Genomic DNA, 24,613 nt, shown 5'->3' on the forward strand with positions numbered 1-24,613 from the left:
CCGGGAAGCCGGTTCAGGCCGAGGCGGCCGCCTTCTCCGCGATGTCCGTACGGTGGTGGGAGCCGTCCAGCCGGACGCGGGCGACGGCCTCGTAGGCGCGCTCGCGGGCGACGGTCAGGTCCGGTCCGGTGGCGGTGACCGACAGCACGCGGCCGCCGGCGCTCACGATGCGCCCCTCGGCGTCGTGGGCGGTGCCCGCGTGGAGCACGTACGCGCCCTCGACCGCGTCCGCCTCGGCCAGGCCCTCGATCGCGTCACCCTTGCGGGGGGCGGCGGGGTAGCCCTGCGCGGCGACGACGACCGTCACGGCGGCCTCGTCGCGCCAGCGCAGCGGCGGTTCGGCGGCGAGGTTGCCGGTCGCGGCGTTGAGCAGGACGCTCGCCAGCGGCGTGCGCAGGCGGGCGAGGACGACCTGGGTCTCGGGGTCGCCGAAGCGGGCGTTGAACTCGATGACCCGCACGCCGCGCGAGGTGATCGCCAGGCCCGCGTAGAGCAGTCCGGAGAAGGGCGTGCCGCGGCGGCGCAGTTCGTCGACGGTGGGCTGCAGCACCGTGCGCAGCACCTCGTCCACCAGGCCCGGCTCGGCCCAGGGCAGCGGCGAGTAGGCGCCCATGCCGCCGGTGTTGGGGCCCTCGTCGCCGTCCAGGGCGCGCTTGAAGTCCTGGGCGGGCTGCAGGGGCAGCACGGTCTCGCCGTCGGTGATCGCGAACAGCGACACCTCAGGGCCGTCCAGGAACTCCTCGATCACCACGCGCCCGCAGGCCAGCGCGTGCTCCCGGGCGGCGACCGGGTCGGTGGTGACCACGACGCCCTTGCCGGCGGCCAGGCCGTCGTCCTTGACGACGTACGGGGCGCCGAAGGCGTCCAGCGCGGCGTCGATCTCCTCGGCGGTGGTGCACACGTAGCTGCGGGCGGTGGGCACGCCGGCGGCGGCCATGACGTCCTTGGCGAAGGCCTTGGAGCCCTCCAGCCGCGCCGCCTCGCCGGACGGGCCGAAGACGGCGAACCCGCGCTCGCGCAGCACGTCCGCGACGCCCGCCACGAGCGGTGCCTCGGGGCCGATGACCACCAGGTCGGCGCCGAGCCGCCCGGCCAGCTCCGCGACGGCCGCGCCGTCCTGTGCGTCCACCGGGTGCATCTCGGCGAGGGCGGCGATGCCGGCGTTGCCGGGGGCGCAGTGCAGCGCCGTGACGTCGGGGTCGAGGGACAGGGAGCGGCACAGGGCGTGTTCGCGGGCGCCGCCGCCGATGACGAGGACCTTCACGGGTGCCACCCTATTGCCTGCCTTGTGGATCACTACGACTCGGGGGTCGCCGCGTACTCGTAGGAACCTCTTGCCCGCTGTGCGGCGCACTCTTTCGGGTGAGGGCAGGGAGGGACCTCTACCGCATACCCCTGCACTTTGGGACGGAAAAGGCTGGATCTTGTGCGCAACGCCAGCCGTTCGGCGGTAGAAGGGAGGCTGCCCTTGCGGTTAGGGGCGTACGCGAACGCAACCGGATGCGGCACACGGCGGAGAGGGAGTGCAGGGGTGAGCCAGCCTGAGATGCAGCCCGAGGGGCTTCCGCGCGAGCAGGGAGGCCACCAAGGAGGGCAGCACCGGGGCGACCTGCGCGGCCGGACCTTCCCCCTCGGGGACTGGGGCGAGCCCGCCGAGCGGCTGGACGAGTTGTACAGATGGGTGGAGGGCGGTGCCCTCGCCCTGGCCGACTGGTACCTCACGGACCGCGCCTGGAAGCGCCGCTGGGCGCGCGGGCTGCGGTTGGCCACGGCGGCCTTCGCCGTGATCGGGGCCGCGCTGCCGCTGCTGGAGCTGACGAAAGTGCTGCACACGGGATCGGCGTGGGCGTTCCTGGCGCTGCTCGGCGCGGTGGCCTGCGTGGCGTGCGACCGCTACTTCGGGCTGACGTCCGGATGGATGCGGGGGGTGGCCACGGCCCAGGCGGTGCAGCGCCGGCTGGAGGTGCTGCAGTTCGACTGGGCGTCGGAGTGCGTGCGCGAGGTGCTCGGCCCGACGGAGGGCACGGCCAGCGAGGCGGCCGAGCGCTGTCTGACGGTGCTGCGGCGCTTCTCCGAGGACGTCTCGGAGCTCGTGCGGGCGGAGACGGCCGACTGGATGGTGGAGTTCCGGGCGGGCCCGGCGCCCCTGCTGACCCAGTCGCTGGTGGCCTGGGGGCCGCGGGGCGAGGCGGGTGGGCAGGTCGGCCGCTTCCCGCTGCCGCCCCACACCCGGCCGAACATGCCGCGCCAGCGTCCCCCGGAGTCGCCCCGCTGACGCACGGCGGCCGCACGGGCGGCGCGCGGCGGCCGGGTCAGCTGAAGACGATCATCGAGCCCTGGCCCAGGCTGCGCGTCGCCGCCGCGTGCAGTCCCAGCCACACGTGCCGCTCCCGCGCGAACGGACTGTCGTCGTGCGGGGGCGGCGCGGCGCGTTCCTCCAGCGTCGTCGGCCGCCGGGGGGCGGCGGGCGGCGCGGGCGGGTTGGCCGGGTCGATGCCCAGCACCGGTGCCACCGCCTCCAGTTCGCGCAGCAGGCCGTGGCTCGACCCCAAGGGGCCTCCTCCGGCGAGGAGTTCGTCGTTGGACAGCGGGTGGGCGAAGTCGACCGGGACGTACGCGCCGGCGTGGTCGTAGTGCCACACCAGGTGCGACTCCCGGGCCGTCGTCTCGAACATCTCCAGCAACTGCTCGTAGTCGCCGCCGAGTTCGTCCACGGGGGCGACCGGCAGCCCGCAAAGGTTCAGCATGTGGGCGCGCCGCAGGAAGTGCAGCGCGTCGTAGTCGAAGCCGGCGACCGGCGCCACGTCGCCGGACAGCCCGGGCATGTAGCCGAAGACCGGCACCGGTGGCAGTCCGGCCTCGCCGAGCGCCTTGTCGTACGCGGCGATCTCGTCGGCGAAGGGGTTGTCGGGGCTGTGGCACAGCACGTCCACGAGGGGCACTAGCCAGAGGTCACAGGCCAACGTGAGCTCACTTTCGCGTCTCGCCCGTCTGCGGTGGTCGGGACAGCGTAGTGCCGTTCAGCGTTTTGTCACACAGGGACGACAGCGGTCACCTTGCGTCGTCGGCGCGGGTGAGCCCGTCGACGAGGTCGAGGGTGAAGCGGTTGTACGCGTCGACGATCTCCTGCGCCCGGACCACGTCGCGGGCCCCCACCGCCGCCACGAGGTCGGCGTGCCCGTGCCACAGCCGGCCCCGCAGGTCCGGCAGCCGGCGCAGCAGCGGCACCGTGAAGATCCAGCTCTGCACCCGCACCCGGTCCAGGAAGTCGGCTATGTAGGAGTTGCCGACCAGGCCGGACATCTCCCGCCAGAAACGCAGGTCGTACCCGATGAGGATGTCCAGGTCCCCGGCGAGCGCGGCCCGCTCGGCCTCCTCCGCCCGCCGCCGCGCGGAGGCCAGCTGCTGCGGCGTGACCGCGCGCAGCACGTCCTCCGAGCGGCGGAACATGCCCTCGATGATCAAGGTGCGGGCCTCGACCATGTCCCGGAAGTCGGCGTAGGTGAACTCGCGCACCCGGAAGCCCTTGTGCAGCTCGACGTCGAGCAGGTCCTGGGAGCACAGGTCGAGCAGCGCCTCGCGTACGGGTGTGGCGGAGACGCCGTACTGCTCGGCGATCTCCTTGACCGTGAACTGCCGTCCCGCCGGGAGCCGGCCCGCGATGACCTCGTCGAGCAGGGCGTCGGCGATCTGCGAGCGCAGTGTGGTGCGCTTGACAGCCTCGCTGCCGGGCATCTGGTCTTCGTCTCCCCTTCCGGTGGCGGAGAAACGGTACCGGACGCCTGCGGCGGGCCGTGCAGCGCCCCGTAGGGGCGCGGGGAACTGCGCGATCAGCCACCGGCGGCCTGCAGCCGACGCGACACCCCGGGGCCCGGGCGCAGCACGGCGCTTTCGTCTGCGGGCGCGTCGTGGCTTGTCGCGCCCGCGCGGCGGCAGCCGCAGATCGACACTGCCCCGCGCCCCTGCGGGGCACCGGCCACGGCCTACGCCGCCGTGTACGCGTCCGCCACCGTCAGTGCCGTGTCCAGGACCGCGAGGCCCTCCTTCGCCTCCGCCTCGGTGATCGTGCAGGGCGGCACCACGTGCGTGCGGTTCATGTTCACGAACGGCCACAGGCCGCCCTCGCGGCAGGCCGCCGCGAACGCCGCCATGGGGCCGTTCGCCTCGCCCGTCGCGTTGTACGGCACCAGCGGCTCGCGCGTCTCGCGGTCCCGTACGAGTTCGAGGGCCCAGAAGACGCCCGTGCCGCGCACCTCCCCCACCGACGGGTGGCGCTCGGCGAGCTCCGCGAGGCCCGGTCCGAGGACGTCCGCGCCGATGCGGGCCGCGTTCTCGACGATGCCCTCGTCCGCCATCGCGTTGATCGTGGCCACTGCCGACGCGCAGGCCAGCGGGTGGCCGGAGTAGGTGAGGCCGCCCGGGTAGGGGCGGGTCGCGAAGGTGGCGGCGATCTCCGCGGAGATCGCGACGCCGCCGAGCGGCACGTAGCCGGAGTTCACGCCCTTGGCGAAGGTGAGCAGGTCGGGGACGACGCCCCAGTGGTCGGCCGCGAACCAGCGGCCCGTGCGGCCGAAGCCGGCCATGACCTCGTCCAGGACGAAGACGATGCCGTACCGGTCGCAGATCTCGCGGACGCCCGCGAGGTAGCCGGCCGGCGGCACGAGGATGCCGGCGGTGCCGACCACCGTCTCCAGCACGATGGCGGCGATCGTCTGCGGGCCCTCGAAGGCGACGACCTCCTCCAGGTGGGCGAGCGCCCGCTCGCACTCCTGCACCTCGCTCGTGGCGTGGAAGTGCGAGCGGTAGAGGTACGGGCCCCAGAAGTGCACGACGCCCGCGGAGGCCGTGTCGGAGGGCCAGCGGCGCGGGTCGCCGGTCAGGTTGATGGCGGCCGCGGTGGCGCCGTGGTACGAGCGGTAGGCGCTGAGGATCTTGGGGCGGCCGGTGTGCAGCCGGGCCATGCGGACGGCGTTCTCCACGGCCTCCGCGCCACCGTTGGTGAAGAAGATCTTGTCGAGGTCGCCGGGCGTGCGCCGGGCGATCAGCCGGGCCGCCTCGGAGCGGACGTCGACGGCGAAGCCCGGCGCGACGGTGCACAGCCGGGCCGCCTGTTCCTGGACGGCGGCGACGACCTTGGGGTGCTGGTGGCCGATGTTGGTGTTGACGAGCTGGGAGGAGAAGTCGAGGTAGCGGTTGCCGTCGTGGTCCCAGAAGTACGAGCCCTCGGCGCCGGCGACGACCAGCGGGTCGATGAGGTCCTGCGCGGACCAGGGGTGGAAGACGTGCGCGCGGTCGGCGGCCTTGACCGCGGCCTGCGTGCTCTTGCTGCTGCCGGTGCTCACGGGCGACCTCTGATCGGTGTGCGGGGGGCTGGCTGGGCTGGCTGCTGCTGTGCGCCGCAGCCTAGGCAGCCCCCTCGCGGCCCCGCCACCGGCACCGTGTCGCCGCCCTCGCGCCGTGCCTGGACACAGTGCCGGGCGGCGGCGCTCCGCGAATCGCCGGAGCCGCGGGAAATCCGTTTTCGACGGCAATGGGCTGCTACGGTCGATTGCGGTTTTCATGGGGCCGCACCCCATTTGCCATTTGTCATGTGCGCCTGAAGGTCCGTGACCTCGGGCGCACTTCAGTTTTGCTGGAGTACGGAATTCCGCCGTGCGCCCCCGATAAGGAGATCAGCTTGGCTACCGGCATCGTGAAGTGGTTCAACTCGGAAAAGGGCTTCGGCTTCATCCAGCAGGACGACGGGGGCGCCGACGTCTTCGCCCACTACTCGAACATCGCAACGCGCGGCTTCCGCGAACTCCAGCAGGGCCAGAAGGTCACGTTCGACATCACGCAGGGTCAGAAGGGCCCGCAGGCCGAGAACATCGTGCCGACGACCTGAGCGGAGCGGCCGGCTGGCACCCCCGCCCCCGTGCGCCGGGCCGGGTAACCGTACGTCTCCCCGTACCGGATACCCGGCCCCTCCTCGTGCCGCTATTCTCCGCGAGGAAACACGGGGGAAAACCCGGGGGAAGGAGCGCACCCGGTATGGAAGCACTGACACCGGAGGACCCGCGCACGCTGGGCGCCTACCGGCTGCTGGGCCGGCTCGGCGCGGGCGGGATGGGCCGGGTCTACCTGGCCCGCAACGACCGGGGCCGTACGGTCGCGGTGAAACTGATCCAGCCGGAACTGGCGGGGCAGGAGGAATTCCGCCGCCGCTTCCGCCAGGAGGTGCGCGCCGCCCGGCAGGTCGGCGGGGAATGGACGGCGCCCGTGCTGGACGCCGACACCGACGCCGACGTCCCCTGGGTCGCCACCGGCTACATAGCCGGGCCCTCCCTGCGGCAGGTCGTCGACCACGACTTCGGCCCGCTGCCCGAGCGCTCGGTGCGCATCCTCGGGGCGGGCCTGGCCCGCGCCCTGCAGGCGATCCACGCCGCCGGGATCGTGCACCGCGACCTCAAGCCCTCGAACGTGCTCGTCACCCTCGACGGCCCGCGCGTCATCGACTTCGGCATCGCCCGGGCCCTGCAGACGGTCACCGACGGCGGCGGCCTGACACGTACGGGCGCGACCGTCGGCTCCCCCGGTTTCATGTCGCCCGAGCAGGTGCGCGGTGAGCAGGTCACGCCGGCCAGCGACGTCTTCTGCCTGGGTTCGGTGCTCGCCTACGCCGCCAGCGGCCGGATGCCGTTCGGCAGCGCCGACAGCGGGGTGCACGCCCTGATGTTCCGCATCGCCGAGGAGGAGCCCGACCTCACCGGCGTACCCGCCGGGCTGCGCCCGCTCATCTCGGCCTTCCTCGCCAAGGACCCCGCCGACCGGCCCACGCCCGAGCAGGTCGCCGAGCGCACCGGCGTGCAGGACCTGCTGACCGACCTGCGCACCGCCGAGCCCTGGCTGCCCGCCGGCCTGGTGGCCCAGCTCGGCCGGCACGCCGTGCAGCTGCTGAACGTCGAGGGCCCGGCCGGCCCCACCGCGGGCGAGGCGATACCCGCGGCGCACCCGGCACCCGAGCCGCCGACCCAGGTGCAGCCGCCGGCCGTAATGCCACCGCAGCAGCCCACGGTCACCGCACCGGCCGCCCACGGCGCCGCGGGCCCGCCGCAGCCGCCCGCCGGCTACGGGCCGCCGTACCCGGGCCCGTACGGGGCCCCGTACCACCCGCCGACCGTGCAGGTCGCGCCGCTGCCGCCGGCACGCAGCGCGAAGACCCCGTACCTCGTCGCCGCGATCGTCACCGCCGGACTGCTCGCCGGCGGCGGCACGGTCTACCTGCTCAACCACAAGAACCAGGACGGCGGCCACAGCGCCGGCAACCAGGCCGCCCCGCCCGCCCCCGTCTCCTCCGCGCCGTCCTCTCCGGCCTCCGTCCCGGGAGGCACGCTCCCCTCGACGCCGGCCACGCCGCCGCCCGGTACGACGACGCCCGCCGCCACCGGGGCCGAGGCCTTCGCCGGCACCTGGCAGACCAGCTTCGACAGCGGCGGGGGCACCAACCGGCGCACGATCATCGTCTACCGCAGCGGTGCGGGCACCGACGTGACGATCCAGGGCGGCGGCGTCCTCGACGACGGCACGTCCTACACCTGCCAGTGGCGCACGCGCGCCACCGACGGCGGCACGGCCACCACCTTGCACCTGGGGCCGTCCTCCGTCACCCAGGCCAACCCCACCTCGGCCTGCCAGCCCGGGTCCGCCTCGGACCTGGTCCTGCTCCCGGACGGCCGGATGCGGCGCGACTTCGCCGACTCCGGCACGAAGGACGCCTCGCTGGTCTACCGCAAGACCGGCTGAACAACGGGCCGAACGCGACGGCGCCCCGGCGGCCTCGAAGGCCACCGGGGCGCCGTTGCGCGTACGGGGGTTACGACAGGAACGAGTTGATCTCGATCGTCTCGTCGCGGCCCGGGCCGACGCCGATCGCGGAGATCGGCGCGCCCGACATCTCCTCCAGCGCCTTCACGTACGCCTGCGCGTTCTTCGGCAGGTCGGAGAAGGTCTTGGCCTTGGAGATGTCCTCGGTCCAGCCCGGCAGCATCTCGTAGATCGGCTTCGCGTGGTGGAAGTCGCTCTGGCTGTAGGGCAGCTCCTCGACGCGCTTGCCGTCGATCTCGTACGCCACGCAGACCGGGATCTGCTCCCAGCCGGTGAGGACGTCGAGCTTGGTGAGGAAGAAGTCCGTCAGGCCGTTCACGCGGGTGGCGTAGCGGGCGATCACCGCGTCGAACCAGCCGCAGCGGCGGTCACGGCCGGTGGTCACACCGCGCTCGCCGCCGATGACGCGCAGCTTCTCGCCGTCCTCGTCGAACAGCTCCGTCGGGAACGGACCGGCGCCCACGCGGGTGGTGTACGCCTTCAGGATGCCGATCACGCGGTTGATCTTCGTCGGGCCCACGCCCGCGCCCGTGCAGGCACCGCCGGCGGTCGGGTTCGAGGAGGTGACGAAGGGGTACGTGCCGTGGTCGACGTCCAGCAGCGTGCCCTGGCCGCCCTCGAAGAGGACGACCTTGCCCTCGTCGATGGCGTTGTTCAGGATCAGCGTGGTGTCGGCGACGAACGGCTTGATCTGGTCGGCGTAGGCCAGCAGGCCGTCGACGATCTGCGCCGAGTCGATGGCGCGGCGGTTGTAGAGCTTCGCCAGGAGCTGGTTCTTCAGCTCCAGGGCCGCCTCGACCTTCTGGGTCAGGATCGACTCGTCGTACAGGTCCTGGACCCGGATGCCCACGCGGTTGATCTTGTCCGCGTAGGTCGGGCCGATGCCACGGCCGGTCGTACCGATCTTGCGCTTGCCGAGGAAGCGCTCGCCCACCTTGTCGAGGGTGACGTTGTAGGGCGTGATCAGGTGCGCGTTACCGCTGATGAGCAGCTTGGACGTGTCGACGCCGCGCTCGTTCAGCCCGCTCAGCTCGGAGAGCAGGACCGCCGGGTCGACGACGACACCGTTGCCGATGACCGGGGTGCACCCCGGCGAGAGGATCCCGGAAGGGAGGAGGTGGAGCGCGTATTTCTGGTCACCGACCACCACCGTGTGGCCGGCGTTGTTGCCACCTTGGTAGCGCACCACATAGTCCACGGAACCACCGAGCAGGTCGGTGGCCTTTCCCTTGCCCTCGTCACCCCACTGAGCACCGAGCAGCACAAGTGCGGGCACAGGCGTACACCCCTTCCGGGCGGGGCATGTCCAACGTGCACAGGCGGCGTGAGCCCGCTGGTTTCGGGCGTTCACCACCGCCGGAGCCGTCGAACCGGTGCCCCGGATAGACGAAGCCCCTGGCGCAACAGCGACAGGGGCTCTTGCACCGAGAGATTACCTGAGGAAGGACGAAGGTGTCGGCTGCAGACCCGAGCGGAGCGCAGCTGCTCGTCGTCGTCGACCCGGTCGCCAGGCGCGTGGACGGCGAGTCCACGCGGATCGCGCGGGACGTACTGTGCGCCGGAGCGGTGGCCAGAATCGCCCTCCCCGGCGGGCCCGAGGAAGTGGCACGGGCGGTCGCCAGACGCGGCCGCCGCCGCATCGTCGTCATCGGCGACGACCGGGCCCTGCTGCGCGTCGTCGCCCTCCTGCACCGGCGGCGCGAGCTGACCGAGACCCCGCTGGCCTGGGTGCCGGTGGGCGCCCTGCCCACCGTGAGCGTGGCCCGGACCCTGGGCGTGCCGCTCGGGGCCGTGGCGGCCGCCAGGGCCGTCCTGGACGGCGAACAGCACCGGCTGGGGCTGCTGGCCGACGAGGACGACGGCGTCGTCCTGGGCGGGCTCTGGGCACCCGCCACGGCCGCCGCCACGGCCGCCCACCGGCACGCGCCGGCACGCACCCCGGCCGAGGCGGCCGTACGCACCGCCGCCCGCACCGCCCTGACCCTCCTGACCGGGCCCTCCTCCGGGCGGCACACGGTGCCCGGGGCGGGGCTGCGGCTGCGCGTCGAGGCGGACGGGGAGGTCCTGGCCGACCTCGACCGGCCGCTCGGACGGGTGTCCGTCTCCGCCGGGCCGGACGGCGCGGCGGAGGTCGTCGTGCACGCGCCGGCGGCGTCCCCGGAGCCCTTGCGGGTGCGGGCGCGCACGGTGACCCTGTCCGGCCCGGACTTCCGCTACCGCGCGGACAACCGCGTCCGCGGCCCGGTGCGCACGCGCACGTGGACGGCCCTGCCGGAGGCGTGGCGCCTGACGCTGCCACGGGGGTAGCCCGGGGCTCTGCCCCGCCCCGTAGGGGCGCGGGGAACTGCGCGATCAGCCACCGGCGGCCTGCAGCCGAACGCGCCGTCCTGGGGGCCGGGCGAAGCCCGGTGCTTCGTCTGCGGGCGCGTCGTGGCTTGTCGCGCAGTTCCCCGCGCCCCTACGGGGCGCCCGGCGTGACCAACCCCGCCTCGTACGCGAAGACCGCCGCCTGCGTGCGGTCGCGCAGGCCGAGTTTCACCAGGATGCGGCTCACGTGCGTCTTCACCGTCGACTCCGCCACCACCAGGTGCTCCGCGATCTCCGCATTGGAGCGGCCCTTGGCGACGAGCACGAGCACCTCGGTCTCGCGCTCCGTGAGGTCGCCCACGCGTTCGGGCGCGGTCTGCGCCGCCGTGGGGGCGCCGAGGCGGGAGAACTCCTGGATGAGGCGTTTGGTGACGGCCGGGGCGAGGAGGGCTTCGCCGTCGGCGACGATGCGGACGCCGTCGGCGAGCTGCCGGGCGGAGGCGTCCTTGAGGAGGAAGCCGCTGGCTCCGGCGCGCAGCGCCTGGTAGACGTACTCGTCCAGGTCGAAGGTGGTCAGGACGAGCACCTTGGCCCCGGAGTCGGCGGCGACGATCTCGCGCGTGGCCTCCAGGCCGTTCATGCCGGGCATGCGGATGTCCATGAGGACGACGTCGGGGCGCAGTTCGGCGACCTTTTCGACGGCCTGCCGGCCGTCGACGGCCTCGCCGACGACGTCGATGTCGGGCTGGGCGCCGAGCAGGACGGAGAAGCCTTCGCGGACCATCATCTGGTCGTCGACGATGAGCACCTTGATCGTGTTCACGCGGCGGCCTCGGTGGTGGGGGCGACGGGGAGGAACGCGGCGATCTCGTAGCCGCCGTCGGGGGTGGCCCGTGCGGTCATCTCGCCGTCGAGCATGGTGACGCGTTCGCGCATGCCGGTGAGGCCGTGGCCGGCGCCCGGGGAGGGCTTGGCGAGGCGGTCGGGGCGGCCGTTGACGATGCGCAGGCCGAGGCCGACGGGTACGTAGCCGATCTCGACGCGGGCGGTGGCGCCGGGGGCGTGCCGCAGCACGTTGCTGAGGGCTTCCTGGACGATGCGGTAGGCGGACAGCTCCACTCCCTGCGGCAGTGGCCGCACCGCGCCGGTGGTGACGTGTTCGACGTGGAGGCCGGCGTCGCGGACGTTGGCGAGGAGGCCGCCGAGGTCGGCGAGGGTGGGCTGGGGTGCCTCGGGTTCGGCGGCGCCGAAGGCGTCGGGGTCCTCGGAGCGTACGACGCCGAGGACGCGCCGCAGCTCGGTGAGGGCGGCCACGGCGTTCTCCCGGATGGTGGCGAAGGCGGCGGCGAGCTCGGGCGGGGTGTCCTGGACGCGGTAGGGGGCGGCCTCGGCCTGGATGGCGACGACGGACATGTGGTGGGCGACGACGTCGTGCAGTTCGCGGGCGATGGTGGTGCGCTCTTCGAGGAGGGTGCGCCGGGAGCGTTCGACCTCGGTGACGGCGGCCTGGGCGGCGACCTGCTGCTTGGAGTCGCGCAGGCCGCGGACGGCGGCGACGACGAAGAGGACCATGCCGAAGAGGACGGCCATCTGCAGCACGTCCGCGGACCTGTAGCCGTAGCCGTTGAAGGCGCCGAGGAAGGCGCTGAAGCCGATGGTCAGCAGCCACATCTCGGCGGCGACGCGGGGGCGGGTGCGGGCGGCGACGACGGCGGTGACGGCGAGGTGGGAGGCGAATCCGGCGGGGTGCCAGGGGGTGCCGGTCAGCAGGACGCTGGTGACGAAGATGCCGCCCAGGGAGAGCCAGAACGCGCCGATGGGGCGGAAGAGGGTGACGACCAGCGGGGTGCAGGCCAGGAAAGTGAGCAGGAAGCCGGCGGTGCCGGGCTGCCGTTCGAGCATGAACAGGGCCAGCAGTGCCGCGAAGCCGGTGACGACGGCGTGCGGCAGCCAGCGCACGTACCGGCGCAGCCGGCGCGGCGTGCGGCGCAGGAGGGGGTTGTGCTCGGTGAGCGGCGCCATGGGCCGCAGGGCGAACGCCTCGGTGAACAGATCGTGGCGGATGCTGTCCGTGGCGCTCTGCACGACGCGCATCTCGCTGCGCAGGCCGTTGTGCTCGTACGTCTTGTTCACGGCATCAACGGTAGGCAGGGCGGAAGCCTGAGTCGTCAGCTTGCGAGCGGATATACGGGTGTCCCTCTCAAGTACTACGTGGCGCGCCGGCGCAGCACCGCGGCGAGCGTCCAGGCTGCCCGCTCGGCCTCGGCGAAGCGCGTGTAGAGCGGGGAGAAGCCGAAGCGCAGCAGGTCAGGGGGGCGGTGGTCGCCGACGACGCCGCGCCGGAGCAGCTCGTCCATGACCGCGGCGGCGTCGTCGGCGGGGCAGGCGAGCGATACCTGGCCGCCCCGCTCGCGGTGTGCTGCGGGGGTGACGGGCACGGCGCGTCCGGCGGGGACGTACGCCTCGATGCAGGCCAGGAAGAAGTCGGTCAGGGCCAGGCTCTTGGCCCGTACCGCCGCCGGGCGGACGCCGTCCCAGACGTCGAGGGCGGCGTCCAGGGCGAGCAGGGAGAGGATGTCGGGGGTGCCGCAGCGGCCTCGTGTGGCGCCGGGGGCGGGGGTGTGGTCGGCGGCCATGGCGAAGGGGTGGGCGTGGGAGTTCCAGCCGGGCAGGGGTGAGTCGAAGCGTTCCTGCAGGTCGCGGCGGACGTAGAGGAAGGCGGGCGCGCCGGGTCCGCCGTTGAGGTACTTGTACGTGCACCCGGCGGCGAGGTCCACGCCGTGGGTGTCGAGGCCGATGGGCAGGACGCCGGCGCTGTGGCTCACGTCCCACACCGCGTACGCCCCGGCGGCGTGCAGGGCGGCGGTGGTGGCGGGCAGGTCGTGGAGCCGGCCGGTGCGGTAGTCGACGTGGTTGACCAGGGCGGCGGCGGTGCGCGGCCCGGCGGCGCCCGGGATCTCGCCGGCCGGCACCGCGCGCACGGTGCAGCCGGTCAGGCGGGCGGCGGAGCGGGCGATGTAGGCGTCGGTGGGGAAGGTGGTGGCGTCGACGAGGATCTCGTCGCGGGCCCGGTCGCCGTCGTGGAGGCGGACGGCGGCGACGACGGCCTTGAAGAGGTTGACGCTGGTGGAGTCGCCGACGACGACCTGGCCGGGGCCGGCGCCGACGAGGGGCGCGATGCGCTCGCCGACCCGTTCGGGCGCCGCCCACCAGCCGGACTCGGTCCACGAGCGGATGCCGAGCCGCCCCCACTCGTGGCCGACGACGTGCGCGAGGCGCTCGGCGACGCCGTGCGGCAGGGCGCCGAGGGAGTTGCCGTCGAGGTAGGCGACGGCGTCGTCGACGGTGAACGCCGCGCGCAGGGCGCGCAGCGGGTCGGCCGCGTCGCGCGCGGCCGCCTCGCCGGCGAGCGGCCGGTCAGACACGGCTGCGGGCCGTCCACAGTTCGGGGAAGACGTGCCCGGCGGCGCGCTTCTCCAGCCAGGCGACCCCTGCCGAGCCGCCGCTGCCGGTCTTGGCGCCCATGGCGCGGCGGGTGGCGACGAGGTGGTCGTTGCGCCAGCGCCAGACGAGTTCGGCGACCTCGGTGAGGGCCTCGCCGAGGCGGCACTCGTCGCTGTCCTGGTCGCCGGCGTAGATGCGCTGCCAGACGTCCTCGACGGCGGGGCGGGGGGCGTAGCGCTCGGCGACGTCGCGTTCGAGGACGTCGGCGGGCACGGCGTGGCCGCGCCGGGCGAGCCAGTGCAGCACCTCGTCGTACAGGCCGGGCCGGTGCAGGGCGGCTTCGAGTTCGGCGTGCACGCGCGGGGCGCCGCGGTAGGGCACGAGCAGGGCCGGGGACTTCTCGCCCAGCAGGAACTCCAGGCGCCGGTAGGTCGCGGACTGGAAGCCGGAGGCCCCGCCGAGGGCGGCGCGGTAGGAGTTGAACTGAGCGGGCGTCAGATGGGCGAGCGGGCGCCAGGAGTCGTTGAGCGACTGCAGCTCGTAGGTGGAGCGCCGCAGCGCGGCCATCGCCGTGGGCAGGTCGTCCTCGCGCAGGGCGCGGGCGGCGGTGGTCCATTCGTGGACGATGACGGTGAACCACAGCTCCATCACCTGCGTGGTGACGAGGAAGACCATCTCGCCAGGGTCGTCGGACAGCGGGTGCTGGAGGTTGGTGAGGACCTGGGCGCGGACGTAGTCCTCGTACGGCGTGGTGCCCTCGAACTCGAGCTGGGGGGCGGCGGGCAGGGCTGCGTGCGGCATCGCGTGCTCCTCGGCAACGGTTGTTCCCGGGTAGCGGTCCGCCCCTTCCGTCTCGTCCTGGAGCCCCGGTCCCCTGAGCGCATCTTGCGCCGCGGGCACCGCTCACGGCAAGGGTCGTGAGCGGTGCCCGGACACTGCCGTGGCGGCCGGCCTCAGCCGAGGATGTCGGCTGCCGTGGGGGAGCTGTCGCGCAGGAACGTGGAGCAGCGCTCGTACTCCTCCTGCTCGCCGATCGCCTGCGCGGCGCGCGCGAGGGCGTGCAGGGCGCGCAGGAAGCCGCGGTTGGGCTCGTGCTCGAACGGCACCGGGCCGTGGCCCTTCCAGCCGTTGCGGCGCAGCGCGTCCAGGCCGCGGTGGTAGCCGGTGCGGGCGTAGGCGTACGACTCGACGACCCGGCCGGCCTCGTACGCCTCGTCGGCGAGCTGCGCCCAGGCGAGCGAGGACGCGGGGTACTTGGCGGCGACGTCGGCGGGGGCGGTGCCGGAGGCGAGCAGCTCGCGCGGCTCGGGGTCGTCGGGCAGGTGGGTGGGGGGCGGCCCACCGAGCAGGTTCTCGTGAAGGGACATGCCCTCAGTCTGCCGCAGCCCGTCCCGGCTCCTCACCCGGATCGAGCGGCGGCGCACCCACGCCGCAGTGGTAGGTGCACTCGGGGTGGCAGGCCCCGCGCGGGGCGGGCTCGCGCACGGTCGCCCAGGCCAGCACCGACCCGGCCACCAGCGCGCCCGCGCACCACAGCATCGCCCGGTCGAACGCCGCGGAGAAGACGGCCGGGTCCCGGTAAGCGTCCGCGCCCATGCCCGCCGCCAGCGGCAGCGCGGCCACCGCGACGAGACCTGCGGCCCGGGCGGCGGCGTTGTTGATGCCGCTGGCCAGGCCGGCCCGGGCGACGTCGACGGACGCCAGGACGGTCGCGGTGAGCGGCGCGACCAGCGTGACCATGCCCAGGCCCAGCACGAGCAGCGCCGGCAGCACGTCGCGCCAGTACACCGCTCCCGCCCCGACGCGGGTCATCAGCAGCAGGCCCACCGCGCACAGCAGCGGTCCGCAGGTCAGCGGCAGTCGCGGGCCCAGGCGCTGGCCGAGCCGGCCGGCGCGGGAGGACAGCAGCAGCATCATGACGGTGGTGGGCAGCAGCGCCGTGCCGGCCACCAGCGCGGACCAGCCGACGACCACCTGCAGCTGGATGACGGCGAGGAAGAAGAAGCCGCTGAAGGCCGCGTAGACGAACAGGGTGACGGCGTTGACCGCGGAGAACATCCGGATCCGGAAGATCGACACCGGCAGCATGGGGTCGGCCCGCCGCCGCTCGACGACCACGAACGCCACCCCCAGCAGCACCCCGGCCACGGCCGGGACGATCACCGCGGGGGACGCCCCCTTGCCGGGTGCGGCGATCAGCGCGTACGTCACGGCGCCGAGGGCGAGCGCGCCCAGGGCGGCGCCGGCGGCGTCGAAGCGGCCGTGGGCCCGGGGGTCCTTCGTCTCCGGTACGTGGCGCAGGGCGATCGGCACGCACACGGCGGCCACCGGCAGGTTGATCAGGAAGACCCAGCGCCAGCCGGGCCCGTCCACCAGCCAGCCGCCGACGAAGGGCCCCACGGCCGCCGCCACGCCGCCGAGCCCGGACCAGGCGCCCACCGCGCCGGCCCGGTCGTCGGGGTGGAAGACGGACTGGATGAGGGCGAGCGAGCCGGGGGTGAGCAGCGCGCCGCCCACGCCCTGCAGGGCCCGGGCCGCGATGAGCACCCAGGCGCTGGGCGCCAGCCCGCACAGCAGCGAGGCGAGCGCGAACCACACGACACCGAGCACGAACACGCGCCGCCGCCCGTAGCGGTCGCCGAGCGCCCCGCCCAGCAGGATCAGCCCGGCGAGGGTGAGCATGTAGGCGTTGACGGTCCACTGCAGGGCGTCGAGGCCGACGCCGAAGTCGCGGCCGATGTGCGGCAGCGCGACGTTGACGACGGTGCTGTCCAGCAGGGCCATGCCCGAGCCCAGGACGGCCGTGCCCAGCACGGCCCGCCCGGCGGGGGTGCCCAGGCGTACGGCGGGGCCTTCGGCGTGTCCTTCGGCGACGGCAACGGGGTCGCTCATGCCCCGATGGTCCCTCGAACGGCCGCAGGCGGCCACGCGAAGGGCCCGGCACCCCTGGGGTGCCGGGCCCGTGCGCGAGCCGGTGGTCGAGCCGGTGGTTACTTCAGCTTGGTGCCGGTGGAGCGCAGGTCGGCGCACGCCTTGGTGACGCGCTCGGCCATGCTCGCCTCGGCCAGCTTGCCCCAGGTGCGCGGGTCGTAGGCCTTCTTGTTGCCGACCTCGCCGTCGACCTTCAGCACGCCGTCGTAGTTGGTGAACATGTGGGCCGCGACGGGGCGGGTGAAGGCGTACTGGGTGTCGGTGTCGAGGTTCATCTTCACGACGCCGTTCTCCAGCGCGGTGCGGATCTCCTCCTGGGTGGAGCCGGAGCCGCCGTGGAAGACGAAGTCGAAGGGGTTGTCCTTGCCGAAGTGGGTGGCGACGCCCTCCTGCAGGTCCTTCAGCAGCTCGGGGCGGAGCACGACGTTGCCCGGCTTGTAGACGCCGTGGACGTTGCCGAAGGAGGCGGCGAGCAGGTAGCGGCCCTCCTCGCCCAGGCCCAGCGCCTCGGCGGTGCGGATCGCGTCCTCGACGGTGGTGTAGAGCTCGTCGTTGATCTCGTGGGAGACGCCGTCCTCCTCGCCACCGGTCGGGGTGATCTCGACCTCGAGGATGATCTTGGCGGCGGCGGCCTTGGCCAGCAGCTCCTGGGCGATCGACAGGTTGTCGGCGAGGGTCTCGGCCGAACCGTCCCACATGTGGGACTGGAACAGCGGGTTCTCGCCCTTGGCGACGCGCTCGGCGGAGAGGGCCAGCAGCGGGCGGACGTAGCCGTCCAGCTTGTCCTTCGGGCAGTGGTCGGTGTGCAGGGCGATGTTGACCGGGTACTTCTTCGCCACGACGTGCGCGAACTCGGCCAGCGCCACCGCACCGGAGACCATGTCCTTGCTGTACTGGCCGCCCAGGAACTCCGCGCCACCGGTGGAGATCTGGATGATGCCGTCGCTCTCCGCCTCGGCGAAACCGCGCAGGGCGGCGTGCAGAGTCTGCGTCGAGGTCACGTTGATGGCCGGGTAGGCGAACTTGCCTGCCTTCGCCCGGTCGAGCATCTCGTTGTAGACCTCGGGGGTTGCGATGGGCATCTGTCCGCTCCTTGGGGTGTTGCGGGTAAGGGGGCGACGGTCATCGTCGCCCCCATCTTCCCAGACTCGCCGGATTACTCCACATGAGGTCCACCACGCTCATACGAGCAGACCCCTGTTTCACGTGAAACGTCAGCCGAGGTCGAGGTCACCCAGGGTGTAGCCGGTGATGTAGCGCAGGCCGGCGCCCTCGATGGCGGAGGAGGCGCCACGGTCGACGATCGTCGCCACGGCCACGACCTCCGCACCCGCCTCGCGCACGGCCTCGACGGCGGTCAGCGGGGAGCCGCCGGTGGTGGAGGTGTCCTCGACGACCAGGACCCGGCGGCCTTTGATGTCCGGACCCTCGATGCGGCGCTGCATGCCGTGCGTCTTCTGGGCCTTGCGGACCACGAACGCGTCCAGCTTGCGGCCGCGCGCGTGGGCGGCGTGCAGCATCGAGGCGGCGACCGGGTCGGCGCCCAGGGTGAGCCCGCCGACCGCGTCGAACTCCAGGTCGGCCGTGGCGTCCAGCATCACCTGACCGACCAGGGGGGCCGCCTCGGCGTCCAGGGTGATCCGGCGCAGGTCGATGTAGTAGTCGGCCTCCTTGCCGGAGGAGAGGGTCACCTTGCCGTGGATCACGGCCTTGTCCTTGATCTGCTGCAGCAGGGCGTCACGCACGTCGGTCATGGCCATGAGCTTAGGCCAGGGCCCGCCAGCTCCACGTCGTGGAGATCTCCAGCGGATCGATCGGCGTGACGAGCCGGGGGTGGGTGTTGAGGCCGTTCGGCGGACCGGACTGCGGCTCGACGCACACCGCCTCGGCCTGCTCGTCGTAGATCACCACCCACTCGCCCCGGCTGGTCACCGTCAGCTCCAGCGCACCCGGCCAGGTGAGGGTGACCTCGACGCCGTCCGGCATGCCGAAGCAGTCGTCCCACGGGCCCGGGCGGGGCTCGATCCGGCGGCCGGTGGGCAGGTGGTCCTCGCCGCGCTCCTCCTGCCAGGCGGCGCTGAACGCGATCTCGGCGTCCTTGCCGATGCCCAGATTGCGCAGGAACCACGGGTGCCAGCCGGCCTGTGCCGGGAAGGAATCGCCGTACGTCTCCACGCCCATGGTCAGCGTGAGGGAATCCTCGCCCAGCTCCACCATCTGGGTGACGCGGCCCGGGTACGGCCACGGGTCGGCGAGGTCGTAGGTGAAGACGGCCGAGGTCTCGTCGGCACGGGCCGTACGCCAGGGGTTGTCGCGCGCGGTGCCGTGAATGGCGTGCGGGCCGGAGTTGAGCGGCATCTGGTGGACCTCGCCGCCGTTGCGGAAACGGCCGTGGGCGGTGCGGCCGCACCAGGGGACCATGGGGAAGGCGCCGTAGCGCTCCCCCTGCCGCAGGAGCTCCGCTCCGTGGACGCGGAGGCTGCTCAGGCGGCAGCCGTTGGTGGGGTCGACGGTTACGGCGGCGTCGCCGCGGTCCAGATGAATGAGCGTCACGCCTTCGACGATAGGGGCTCTCACCGCCTGCGGCGCAGCGCCCGCCCCACCACCACGGCCCCCGCGATGGCGATCGCCGCCGCCGGGGCGGCCCAGCGCAGGACCGCCGTGCCGGAGGCCGTCTCCGGTGCCGGCACCGGCGCGTAGCGCCCCCGCGGGGGCGCGTGGTCGACTTCCTCCGCGCTGCGGCCGATCATCGTCCGGCGCGCGTGCGCCGCCTCGGCCGGCGGCTCGTCGTCGTCGAGGCCGCCGTCGAGGCCACCTTCGAGCTCGCCGTCGAGGTCGCCGTCGAGCTCGACGTCCTCGAAGGACAGGTCCTCGTCGCGGGCCGGGGACGGCAGTTCCTCCTCCGGCTCGCCGTCCGGGGTGTCCGCCGCGGACTCCTCGCGCAGCTGCTCCGCCAGCTCCTCCGCCAGCGCCGCCGCGAAGCGGTCCAGCAGGCGGCGGGCCGTCGACTCCACCGTCCTGGGGTCGAATTCGGCGAGGCGGCCGGCCGCGCCGACCGAGCCGGTGCACTCCAGCCGCGTCCCGCCGGGCATCTCCTGCGGGTGCGCGCTGAGCGCGAGCGTCACCTTGCCGTTGCCCCGGGCCTCGGTGCCCTCGCCGGAGACCTCGTAGGAGCCGTCCCGCTCGGTCAGCCGCAGGGAGCCGCGGTAGGTGATCGTGGATCCGCCGATGCGCAGCCGCAGCCGCCCTTCGAGTGCGGCGCCTGCCGACGCGTCCTGCTGCAGCCCCGGCACGCACCGGGCGACGCGCGCGGGGTCGGACAGGACCCGCCGCACCGCACCGACGGGATACGGAACGAACACCTCATGCTCCATGGCATGCGAGCCTACCCACCGGGATCCGCAGCGGCGCCGCCCCGGTCGAATCCGATCGAACTTTCCGTCGGAAGACGGTCAGTATCCGACCGTGAAGCGCTCACCCACGTGCTGGGGGTTCTCGATCTCGTCGACGAGGGCGACCGCGTAGTCCTCGGCGGAGATACGGCTGTTGCCCTCCGCGTCGACGACGAGGTCGTTGAGCGCGGTGCGGTACGTACCGGTGCGCTCACCGGGCTCGATGGTGCCCGCGGGGCTGATGTTGGTCCAGCGGACGTCCGTGATGCTGCGGTAGTAGGCGAGCGCGTCCCCGTGCGCGTGCATGATCTGCAGCAGGAAGCCGGGAATGCCCTCCTGTTCCCACACGAGCCTGCCGCCCGGGGTGCGCAGCGAGCCCGCGCCGCCCACGGCGATGAGCCGGGGGGCGTCGGCGCCGAGCTGGCGCACGCCTGCGACCAGGGACTTCGCGGCGGGTTCGATGGTCGCAATGTGACCGGGGCCGTCGCCGCCGCCGACGGCGCTGACGACGACGTCCTTCCCCCGGCCCGCGGCCGCCACGGAGACGGGGTCGAGGACGTCGCCGGTGGTGACGGTGAGGGCCGGGTGCTGCTCGGTGAGCTTGGCCGGGTCACGGACGACGGCCGTGACCTGGTGGCCGCGGTCCAGCGCCTCGCGCAGAATGCGGCTGCCGATCGTTCCGGTGGCGCCGAAAAGCGCGATCTTCGCCATGGGACCTCTCCTGTGTCGTCTGGGCACCGCGGGGGCTGCTGCCCCGGCCGCAGCGGCTGGACTTCCATCAGATCATCGCCGTCGACTCCGGCGCGGCAGCCCACACCGTCGACTTCACCCGTCACGCCCTGGGCGACGGTGCCGTGCTGTGGGTGCGGCCCGGTCAGGTGCAGCAGGTCGGGCCGTGTTCTGCGCGGTGCGGCATCCGGCCACCGACTTCCGCGCCGGCAGGCACCTGCCGGCGACGCAGCACGCCACGGGGTGAGCAGCGGCGTCGCGGTCAGTCGTCGTACCGCGGGTGCATGAGGGTCGACGGCAGCAGGCCGGGCGGGCGGCGGGTGCAGGGCCGCAGGCCCGGGCCGTGCACGCCGGTGGGCTCACGGGCGGCGAGCACGAAGCCCCAGATCCGGGGCCGCTCCCCGGGCCCGGGCGGCCCGGCGGCGGTGTAGGGCGTGGTGCGCAGGCCCACGGAGCGCACGGTCTCGTCGACCGTCCACAGGGTGGGGGAGCCGGCGGGGTCGCCGGTGTCGCCGCTGTGGACGACCATGCGGCCGTCGGGCACGAGGGCCCGGCCCACCAGCCCGTAGAACTCCTGGGAGTACAGCTTGGTGCTGGGCGTCACGCCCGGCCCGGGCAGGTCGGAGACCACCACGTCGTACGGCCCGTCGCCGGCCCAGCGGCCTTCGCGCAGCCAGTCGAAGGGGTCGGCCGTCACGCAGTGGACGCGCCGGTCGTCGTACGCACCGTGGTTGAGGGCGACGAGGTCGGGGTCGGTGCGGGCCAGGCGCAGCACCTCCGGGTCGCGCTCGACGACGGTGACGGCGGCGACGCCGGGGTGGCGCAGCACTTCGCGCACGGCCAGCCCGTCGCCGCCGCCGAGGACGAGGACGCGGTGGTGCGGCCCGGTCATCGCGGGGCGGACCAGCGCCTGGTGGTAGCGGGAGGCGTCGGTGCCGCTGACGCGCAGGTGGCCGTCGAGGAAGAGGGAGACCGGGCGGCCGCTGCCGCCCCCGCCGGTGAGCACGACCTCCTGGACCTCGGAGTGGACGGCCACGCGGACGTCGGCGCCGTAGACGGCGTGCCGGGCGGCGCGCTCGAAGGGGCCGCTGAGCAGGGAGCAGACGGCGAGCACCACCAGCACCAGGCCGTTGGCGGTGAGCAGGGCCCAGCGGGCCCGGGGCCCCAGGTCGCAGCGGAAGAGCCACAGCACCAGGGCGCCGCCCGCCACCGCGTTGACCGCCCCGGTGACCAGCGCGCCGGTGAGCTGGCCGAGAACGGGCAGCAGCAGGAAGGGGAAGGCGAGGCCGCCGACGAGCGCGCCGACGTAGTCGGCGGCGAACAGGTCGGCGACGGCGCCGCCGGCGTCCTGGCGGCGGATGCGCTGGATGAGGGTCATCAGCAGCGGCACCTCGGCGCCGATCAGGACGCCGATGGCCAGGGAGAAGGCGACCAGGGCGAGCCGGGCCTGCCCGTACCAGGCGAAGCAGGCGTACAGCGCCATGGCGGACAGGCCGCCGGTGAGCGCGAGGACGGCCTCGACGACGGCGAAACCGAAGGCGGCCCGGCGGCGCAGCCGCTTGGCGAGCAGGGAGCCGACGCCCATGGCGAAGACCATCACCGACAGCACGACGGACGCCTGGGTGACGGAGTCGCCGATCAAGTACGAGGCGAGGGCGACCAGTTCGAGCTCGTAGACCAGGCCGCAGGCCGCGCACACGAAGACGGTCGTCAGAACGGCGAGGCGGCCGAGCCCGGCCGGTACGGGCAGCCGCGCCGGTACCGGGCGCTGGTGGACCATGCGGTAACGCTACGTCACGAACAAGCACCCACTTGTCACCCACAAGAGTCTAATGCGCGCCCCGGGCGTGACTCGGCCGCCTTTCGGCCGGCCGCCGCGGGGCCGTGTCTCACCGCTCTCACAGGGTGGCGGGCATGCGCACCCCCACCCGGGTCCTGGTGGCCACGAGTCTGCCTTCCTGCGGATAGGCGTGCCAGGTGCGCCAGCCGATCTGGCCGTCGCTGCGCTGGGCGAGGAGGGCGGTGAAGGCGTTGGGGTCGCCGGGAAACGTTCCGGCCAGCCCGTGGGGGTGGTCGGCGACCAGGGCGAGCAGCTCCTGGGCGCGTCCGGTGAACGAGCAGCGCGTGAGCGTCTCCACGCGCGCCGCGAACTCGTACTCCCACGCCCCCACGCGCTTGGCGACCCCCAGCGGCAGGGGGGTTTGGCTGCCGGGTATGCAGGCGACCGTCTCGGAGCAGACGCCGCTCTCCTCGGTGAGTATGACCTGGTGGGAGGCGCCCAGCAGGCGCAACTGGACGGTCGAGCCGGCCAGTTGCAGGTCGAGCACCGCCAGCGCGGGAAGGGGTTCCTTCCCCAGGCACCAGGCGAGGTCGGCGGCGCGGGTGTCGGTGTAGGTGGTCTTGAGGGTGGTGAGCATGGGTCGGCTCCGCGAGCAAGCAATGGAGGGTGGGCCGGCCCGGTCCCGATGGACACCGGCGAGTGGTTCCGCCGCGGTGTCCCGTCGAGGTGCGCCGGCTCATGCCCACATTTGAGGTCCTCGGCTCCGTTCCGGTGGAGGGATCCTTGTACCTCCGCGAGCCCGGGGAATCCGGGGAGGTGCTCTCAACGTGGCTCTGAATGAAAGGGAATCACGAGTGCAGCGGTGCCCACAGCAGTTTTACCCATCATCTGCAAGTTTCCATCCACGCGAGGGCCATACAGTTCAAATGTTCAACAGACCAGCGCACACACGTTCACGGAAATGGCGTTCAGGCCGCGTTCACGAGCTTCTCGACCGCTTCGACCACTGACTTCTCGTGCCTGCAGAAGGAGAAACGCACCCAGTGGGCCGGGGCGCCCGGGCGCAATTGGAAGGCGGACGTGGGAATTGCCACCACCCCGGCGCGCGTGGGGAGTTCACGACAGAATTGCACGCCGTCCGTGTACCCCCACGCGCGGATGTCGGCCTGGACGAAATAGCCCGCCTCCGCCCGGTAGGGGCGCAACCCGGCCCGGGCGAGCCCCTCGGTCAGCAGGTCGCGGTTGCGGCGCAGGGTCTGCCTGAGCTCCCCCGCCCACGCCTCCACGCCCCCCAGGGCCCGCGCGAGCGCCTCCTGGTACGGCGTGCCGGAGGCGTAGGTGAGGAACTGCTTCGCCGCCGCCACCGCGCCGATCAGCGGCGCCGGGCCGCACACCCAACCGACCTTCCAGCCGGTGACGTTGAAGGTCTTGCCGGCCGAGGAGACCGTGATCGTGCGCTCCCGCATGCCCGGCAGCGCCGCGATCGTGCGGTGCTCGCCGCCGTCGTAGACCAGGTGTTCGTACACCTCGTCCGTCACCACCACCAGGTCGTGCTCCTGGCACACCTGCGCGATCGTCTCCAGCTCCGCTGCGGTGAAGACCTTCCCCGTGGGGTTGTGCGGGGTGTTGAGCACCAGCACGCGCGTACGGGCGGTGACGGCGCCGCGCAGGGCGTCCGCGTCCAGCACGAAGCGCTCGCCGTCCTCCGCGAGCGGCACCGGCACCAGGCGCGCCCCCGCGAAGCGGGCCACCGCCGGGTAGGCGTCGTAGCAGGGGTCGAAGGCGAGCACCTCGTCGCCCGGGTCGCACAGCGCGAGCAGGGACGCCGCCAGCGCCTCGGTGGCCCCGGTGGTCACCAGCACCTCGCCCTGGGGCGCGTAGGCCAGCCCGTAGCGCCGCTGCTGGTGCGCGGCCACCGCCTCGCGCAGGGCGGGGAAGCCGTACGCCGGCGGGTACTGGTTGGCGCCGGCGAGCACCGCGTCGGCCACGTCGCGCAGCAGGGCCGCGGGCGCGTCCAGTTCGGGCACGCCCTGGCCCAGGTTGACCGCCCCGGTGCTCCTGGCGAGCTCCGTCATCTCCGTGAAGACCGACACCCCCGTGCCCTGCACCCGCTGCGCCGCGCGGGCCCGCGCGCCCCTGCCCGTACCGCTTCCGGCCGTGGTCATGC

At 73.4% G+C, this 24,613-nt stretch carries 23 protein-coding genes and 1 pseudogene; 5 read left to right on the plus strand and 19 right to left on the minus strand.

Annotation, left to right across the window (positions count from 1 at the left end; all coding sequences use genetic code 11):
• Nucleotides 1-13: 13 nt before the first annotated feature.
• On the minus strand, nt 14-1,264 hold the full coding sequence (gene purD / locus ABD361_RS26130; RefSeq protein WP_344438607.1) for a phosphoribosylamine--glycine ligase: 1,251 nt from the start codon (nt 1,262-1,264) through the stop codon (nt 14-16).
• A gap of 282 nt (nt 1,265-1,546) precedes the next feature.
• Here purD and ABD361_RS26135 point away from each other — a divergent pair, with 282 nt between their 5' ends.
• Nucleotides 1,547-2,275 carry an SLATT domain-containing protein gene (locus tag ABD361_RS26135; RefSeq protein ID WP_425583326.1) on the plus strand — a complete coding sequence of 243 codons (729 nt, stop codon included), beginning with the start codon at nt 1,547-1,549 and terminating at the stop codon, nt 2,273-2,275.
• Nucleotides 2,276-2,312: 37 nt separating this feature from the next.
• Here ABD361_RS26135 and ABD361_RS26140 read toward each other — a convergent pair whose 3' ends face one another.
• From ABD361_RS26140 to ABD361_RS26150, 3 genes are all read right to left on the minus strand, one after another.
• On the minus strand, nt 2,313-2,963 hold the full coding sequence (locus tag ABD361_RS26140; RefSeq protein ID WP_344438609.1) for a hypothetical protein: 651 nt from the start codon (nt 2,961-2,963) through the stop codon (nt 2,313-2,315).
• 88 nt (nt 2,964-3,051) lie between these two features.
• Nucleotides 3,052-3,735 carry a GntR family transcriptional regulator gene (locus ABD361_RS26145; protein ID WP_344438610.1) on the minus strand — a complete coding sequence of 228 codons (684 nt, stop codon included), beginning with the start codon at nt 3,733-3,735 and terminating at the stop codon, nt 3,052-3,054.
• 248 nt (nt 3,736-3,983) lie between these two features.
• Nucleotides 3,984-5,342, minus strand: coding sequence for an aspartate aminotransferase family protein (locus ABD361_RS26150; protein WP_344438612.1), 1,359 nt, complete (start codon nt 5,340-5,342; stop codon nt 3,984-3,986).
• 335 nt (nt 5,343-5,677) lie between these two features.
• Between ABD361_RS26150 and ABD361_RS26155 the strand changes: the two genes are divergently transcribed.
• A complete protein-coding gene (locus tag ABD361_RS26155; protein WP_344438613.1) occupies nt 5,678-5,884 on the plus strand; it encodes a cold-shock protein in 207 nt (68 codons plus the stop codon).
• Between the two features lie 146 nt (nt 5,885-6,030).
• Nucleotides 6,031-7,782, plus strand: a complete 1,752-nt coding sequence (locus ABD361_RS26160) for a serine/threonine-protein kinase (RefSeq protein WP_344438614.1) — start codon at nt 6,031-6,033, stop codon at nt 7,780-7,782.
• A gap of 70 nt (nt 7,783-7,852) precedes the next feature.
• On the opposite strand, the gene ABD361_RS26165 is transcribed toward ABD361_RS26160, so the two are convergent.
• Nucleotides 7,853-9,139, minus strand: coding sequence for an adenylosuccinate synthase (locus ABD361_RS26165; RefSeq protein ID WP_344438615.1), 1,287 nt, complete (start codon nt 9,137-9,139; stop codon nt 7,853-7,855).
• Nucleotides 9,140-9,315: 176 nt separating this feature from the next.
• Between ABD361_RS26165 and ABD361_RS26170 the strand changes: the two genes are divergently transcribed.
• Entirely contained in the window at nt 9,316-10,170 is an 855-nt protein-coding gene (locus tag ABD361_RS26170; RefSeq protein WP_344438617.1) for a diacylglycerol kinase, read from the plus strand.
• Nucleotides 10,171-10,321: 151 nt separating this feature from the next.
• On the opposite strand, the gene ABD361_RS26175 is transcribed toward ABD361_RS26170, so the two are convergent.
• The 11 genes from ABD361_RS26175 to ABD361_RS26225 all read right to left on the minus strand — a co-directional run bounded on the left by ABD361_RS26175 (nt 10,322) and on the right by ABD361_RS26225 (nt 20,648).
• On the minus strand, nt 10,322-10,993 hold the full coding sequence (locus ABD361_RS26175; RefSeq protein ID WP_344438619.1) for a response regulator: 672 nt from the start codon (nt 10,991-10,993) through the stop codon (nt 10,322-10,324).
• Complete coding sequence (locus tag ABD361_RS26180; protein WP_344438680.1) at nt 10,990-12,264, minus strand: sensor histidine kinase; 1,275 nt, start codon at nt 12,262-12,264, stop codon at nt 10,990-10,992. Before ABD361_RS26180 ends, ABD361_RS26175 begins: the two co-directional genes overlap by 4 nt.
• 113 nt (nt 12,265-12,377) lie before the next feature.
• Nucleotides 12,378-13,595 carry a kynureninase gene (locus tag ABD361_RS26185; RefSeq protein WP_344438620.1) on the minus strand — a complete coding sequence of 406 codons (1,218 nt, stop codon included), beginning with the start codon at nt 13,593-13,595 and terminating at the stop codon, nt 12,378-12,380.
• Entirely contained in the window at nt 13,588-14,415 is an 828-nt protein-coding gene (locus tag ABD361_RS26190) for a tryptophan 2,3-dioxygenase (protein ID WP_344438622.1), read from the minus strand. The genes ABD361_RS26185 and ABD361_RS26190 overlap by 8 nt, the downstream gene beginning before the upstream one ends.
• A 152-nt stretch (nt 14,416-14,567) precedes the next feature.
• A complete protein-coding gene (locus tag ABD361_RS26195) occupies nt 14,568-14,981 on the minus strand; it encodes a DUF3151 domain-containing protein (RefSeq protein ID WP_344438624.1) in 414 nt (137 codons plus the stop codon).
• Between the two features lie 4 nt (nt 14,982-14,985).
• Complete coding sequence (locus ABD361_RS26200) at nt 14,986-16,506, minus strand: MFS transporter (RefSeq protein ID WP_344438625.1); 1,521 nt, start codon at nt 16,504-16,506, stop codon at nt 14,986-14,988.
• A 98-nt stretch (nt 16,507-16,604) separates the two neighbouring features.
• The gene (gene fbaA, locus ABD361_RS26205) at nt 16,605-17,627 is read right to left on the minus strand and encodes a class II fructose-bisphosphate aldolase (protein WP_344438628.1); all 1,023 of its coding nucleotides are present in this window, start codon (nt 17,625-17,627) and stop codon (nt 16,605-16,607) included.
• Between the two features lie 132 nt (nt 17,628-17,759).
• Nucleotides 17,760-18,305, minus strand: coding sequence for an orotate phosphoribosyltransferase (pyrE, locus tag ABD361_RS26210; RefSeq protein WP_344438630.1), 546 nt, complete (start codon nt 18,303-18,305; stop codon nt 17,760-17,762).
• 4 nt (nt 18,306-18,309) lie between these two features.
• Nucleotides 18,310-19,089 (minus strand): aldose epimerase family protein, encoded by a 780-nt coding sequence (locus ABD361_RS26215; RefSeq protein WP_344438682.1) that lies wholly within the window; start codon nt 19,087-19,089, stop codon nt 18,310-18,312.
• Between the two features lie 29 nt (nt 19,090-19,118).
• A complete protein-coding gene (locus ABD361_RS26220; protein ID WP_344438632.1) occupies nt 19,119-19,919 on the minus strand; it encodes an SRPBCC domain-containing protein in 801 nt (266 codons plus the stop codon).
• Between the two features lie 78 nt (nt 19,920-19,997).
• Nucleotides 19,998-20,648 carry an NAD(P)-dependent oxidoreductase gene (locus tag ABD361_RS26225; RefSeq protein ID WP_344438634.1) on the minus strand — a complete coding sequence of 217 codons (651 nt, stop codon included), beginning with the start codon at nt 20,646-20,648 and terminating at the stop codon, nt 19,998-20,000.
• A gap of 56 nt (nt 20,649-20,704) precedes the next feature.
• Here ABD361_RS26225 and ABD361_RS30740 point away from each other — a divergent pair.
• Nucleotides 20,705-20,821 (plus strand): annotated as a pseudogene (locus ABD361_RS30740) (AraC family ligand binding domain-containing protein); the annotation flags it as partial.
• A gap of 107 nt (nt 20,822-20,928) precedes the next feature.
• On the opposite strand, the gene ABD361_RS26235 reads toward ABD361_RS30740, so the two are convergent.
• The 3 genes from ABD361_RS26235 to ABD361_RS26245 all read right to left on the minus strand — a co-directional run bounded on the left by ABD361_RS26235 (nt 20,929) and on the right by ABD361_RS26245 (nt 24,611).
• Nucleotides 20,929-22,446 (minus strand): polyamine aminopropyltransferase, encoded by a 1,518-nt coding sequence (locus ABD361_RS26235; protein ID WP_344438637.1) that lies wholly within the window; start codon nt 22,444-22,446, stop codon nt 20,929-20,931.
• A 118-nt stretch (nt 22,447-22,564) separates the two neighbouring features.
• Entirely contained in the window at nt 22,565-23,083 is a 519-nt protein-coding gene (locus tag ABD361_RS26240) for a DUF2617 family protein (RefSeq protein ID WP_344438639.1), read from the minus strand.
• Nucleotides 23,084-23,414: 331 nt separating this feature from the next.
• Nucleotides 23,415-24,611, minus strand: a complete 1,197-nt coding sequence (locus ABD361_RS26245; protein ID WP_344438640.1) for an aminotransferase class I/II-fold pyridoxal phosphate-dependent enzyme — start codon at nt 24,609-24,611, stop codon at nt 23,415-23,417.
• Between the last annotated feature and the right edge of the window lie 2 nt (nt 24,612-24,613).

This window comes from Streptomyces luteosporeus (assembly GCF_039532865.1).
Classification (GTDB): domain Bacteria; phylum Actinomycetota; class Actinomycetes; order Streptomycetales; family Streptomycetaceae; genus Streptomyces; species Streptomyces luteosporeus.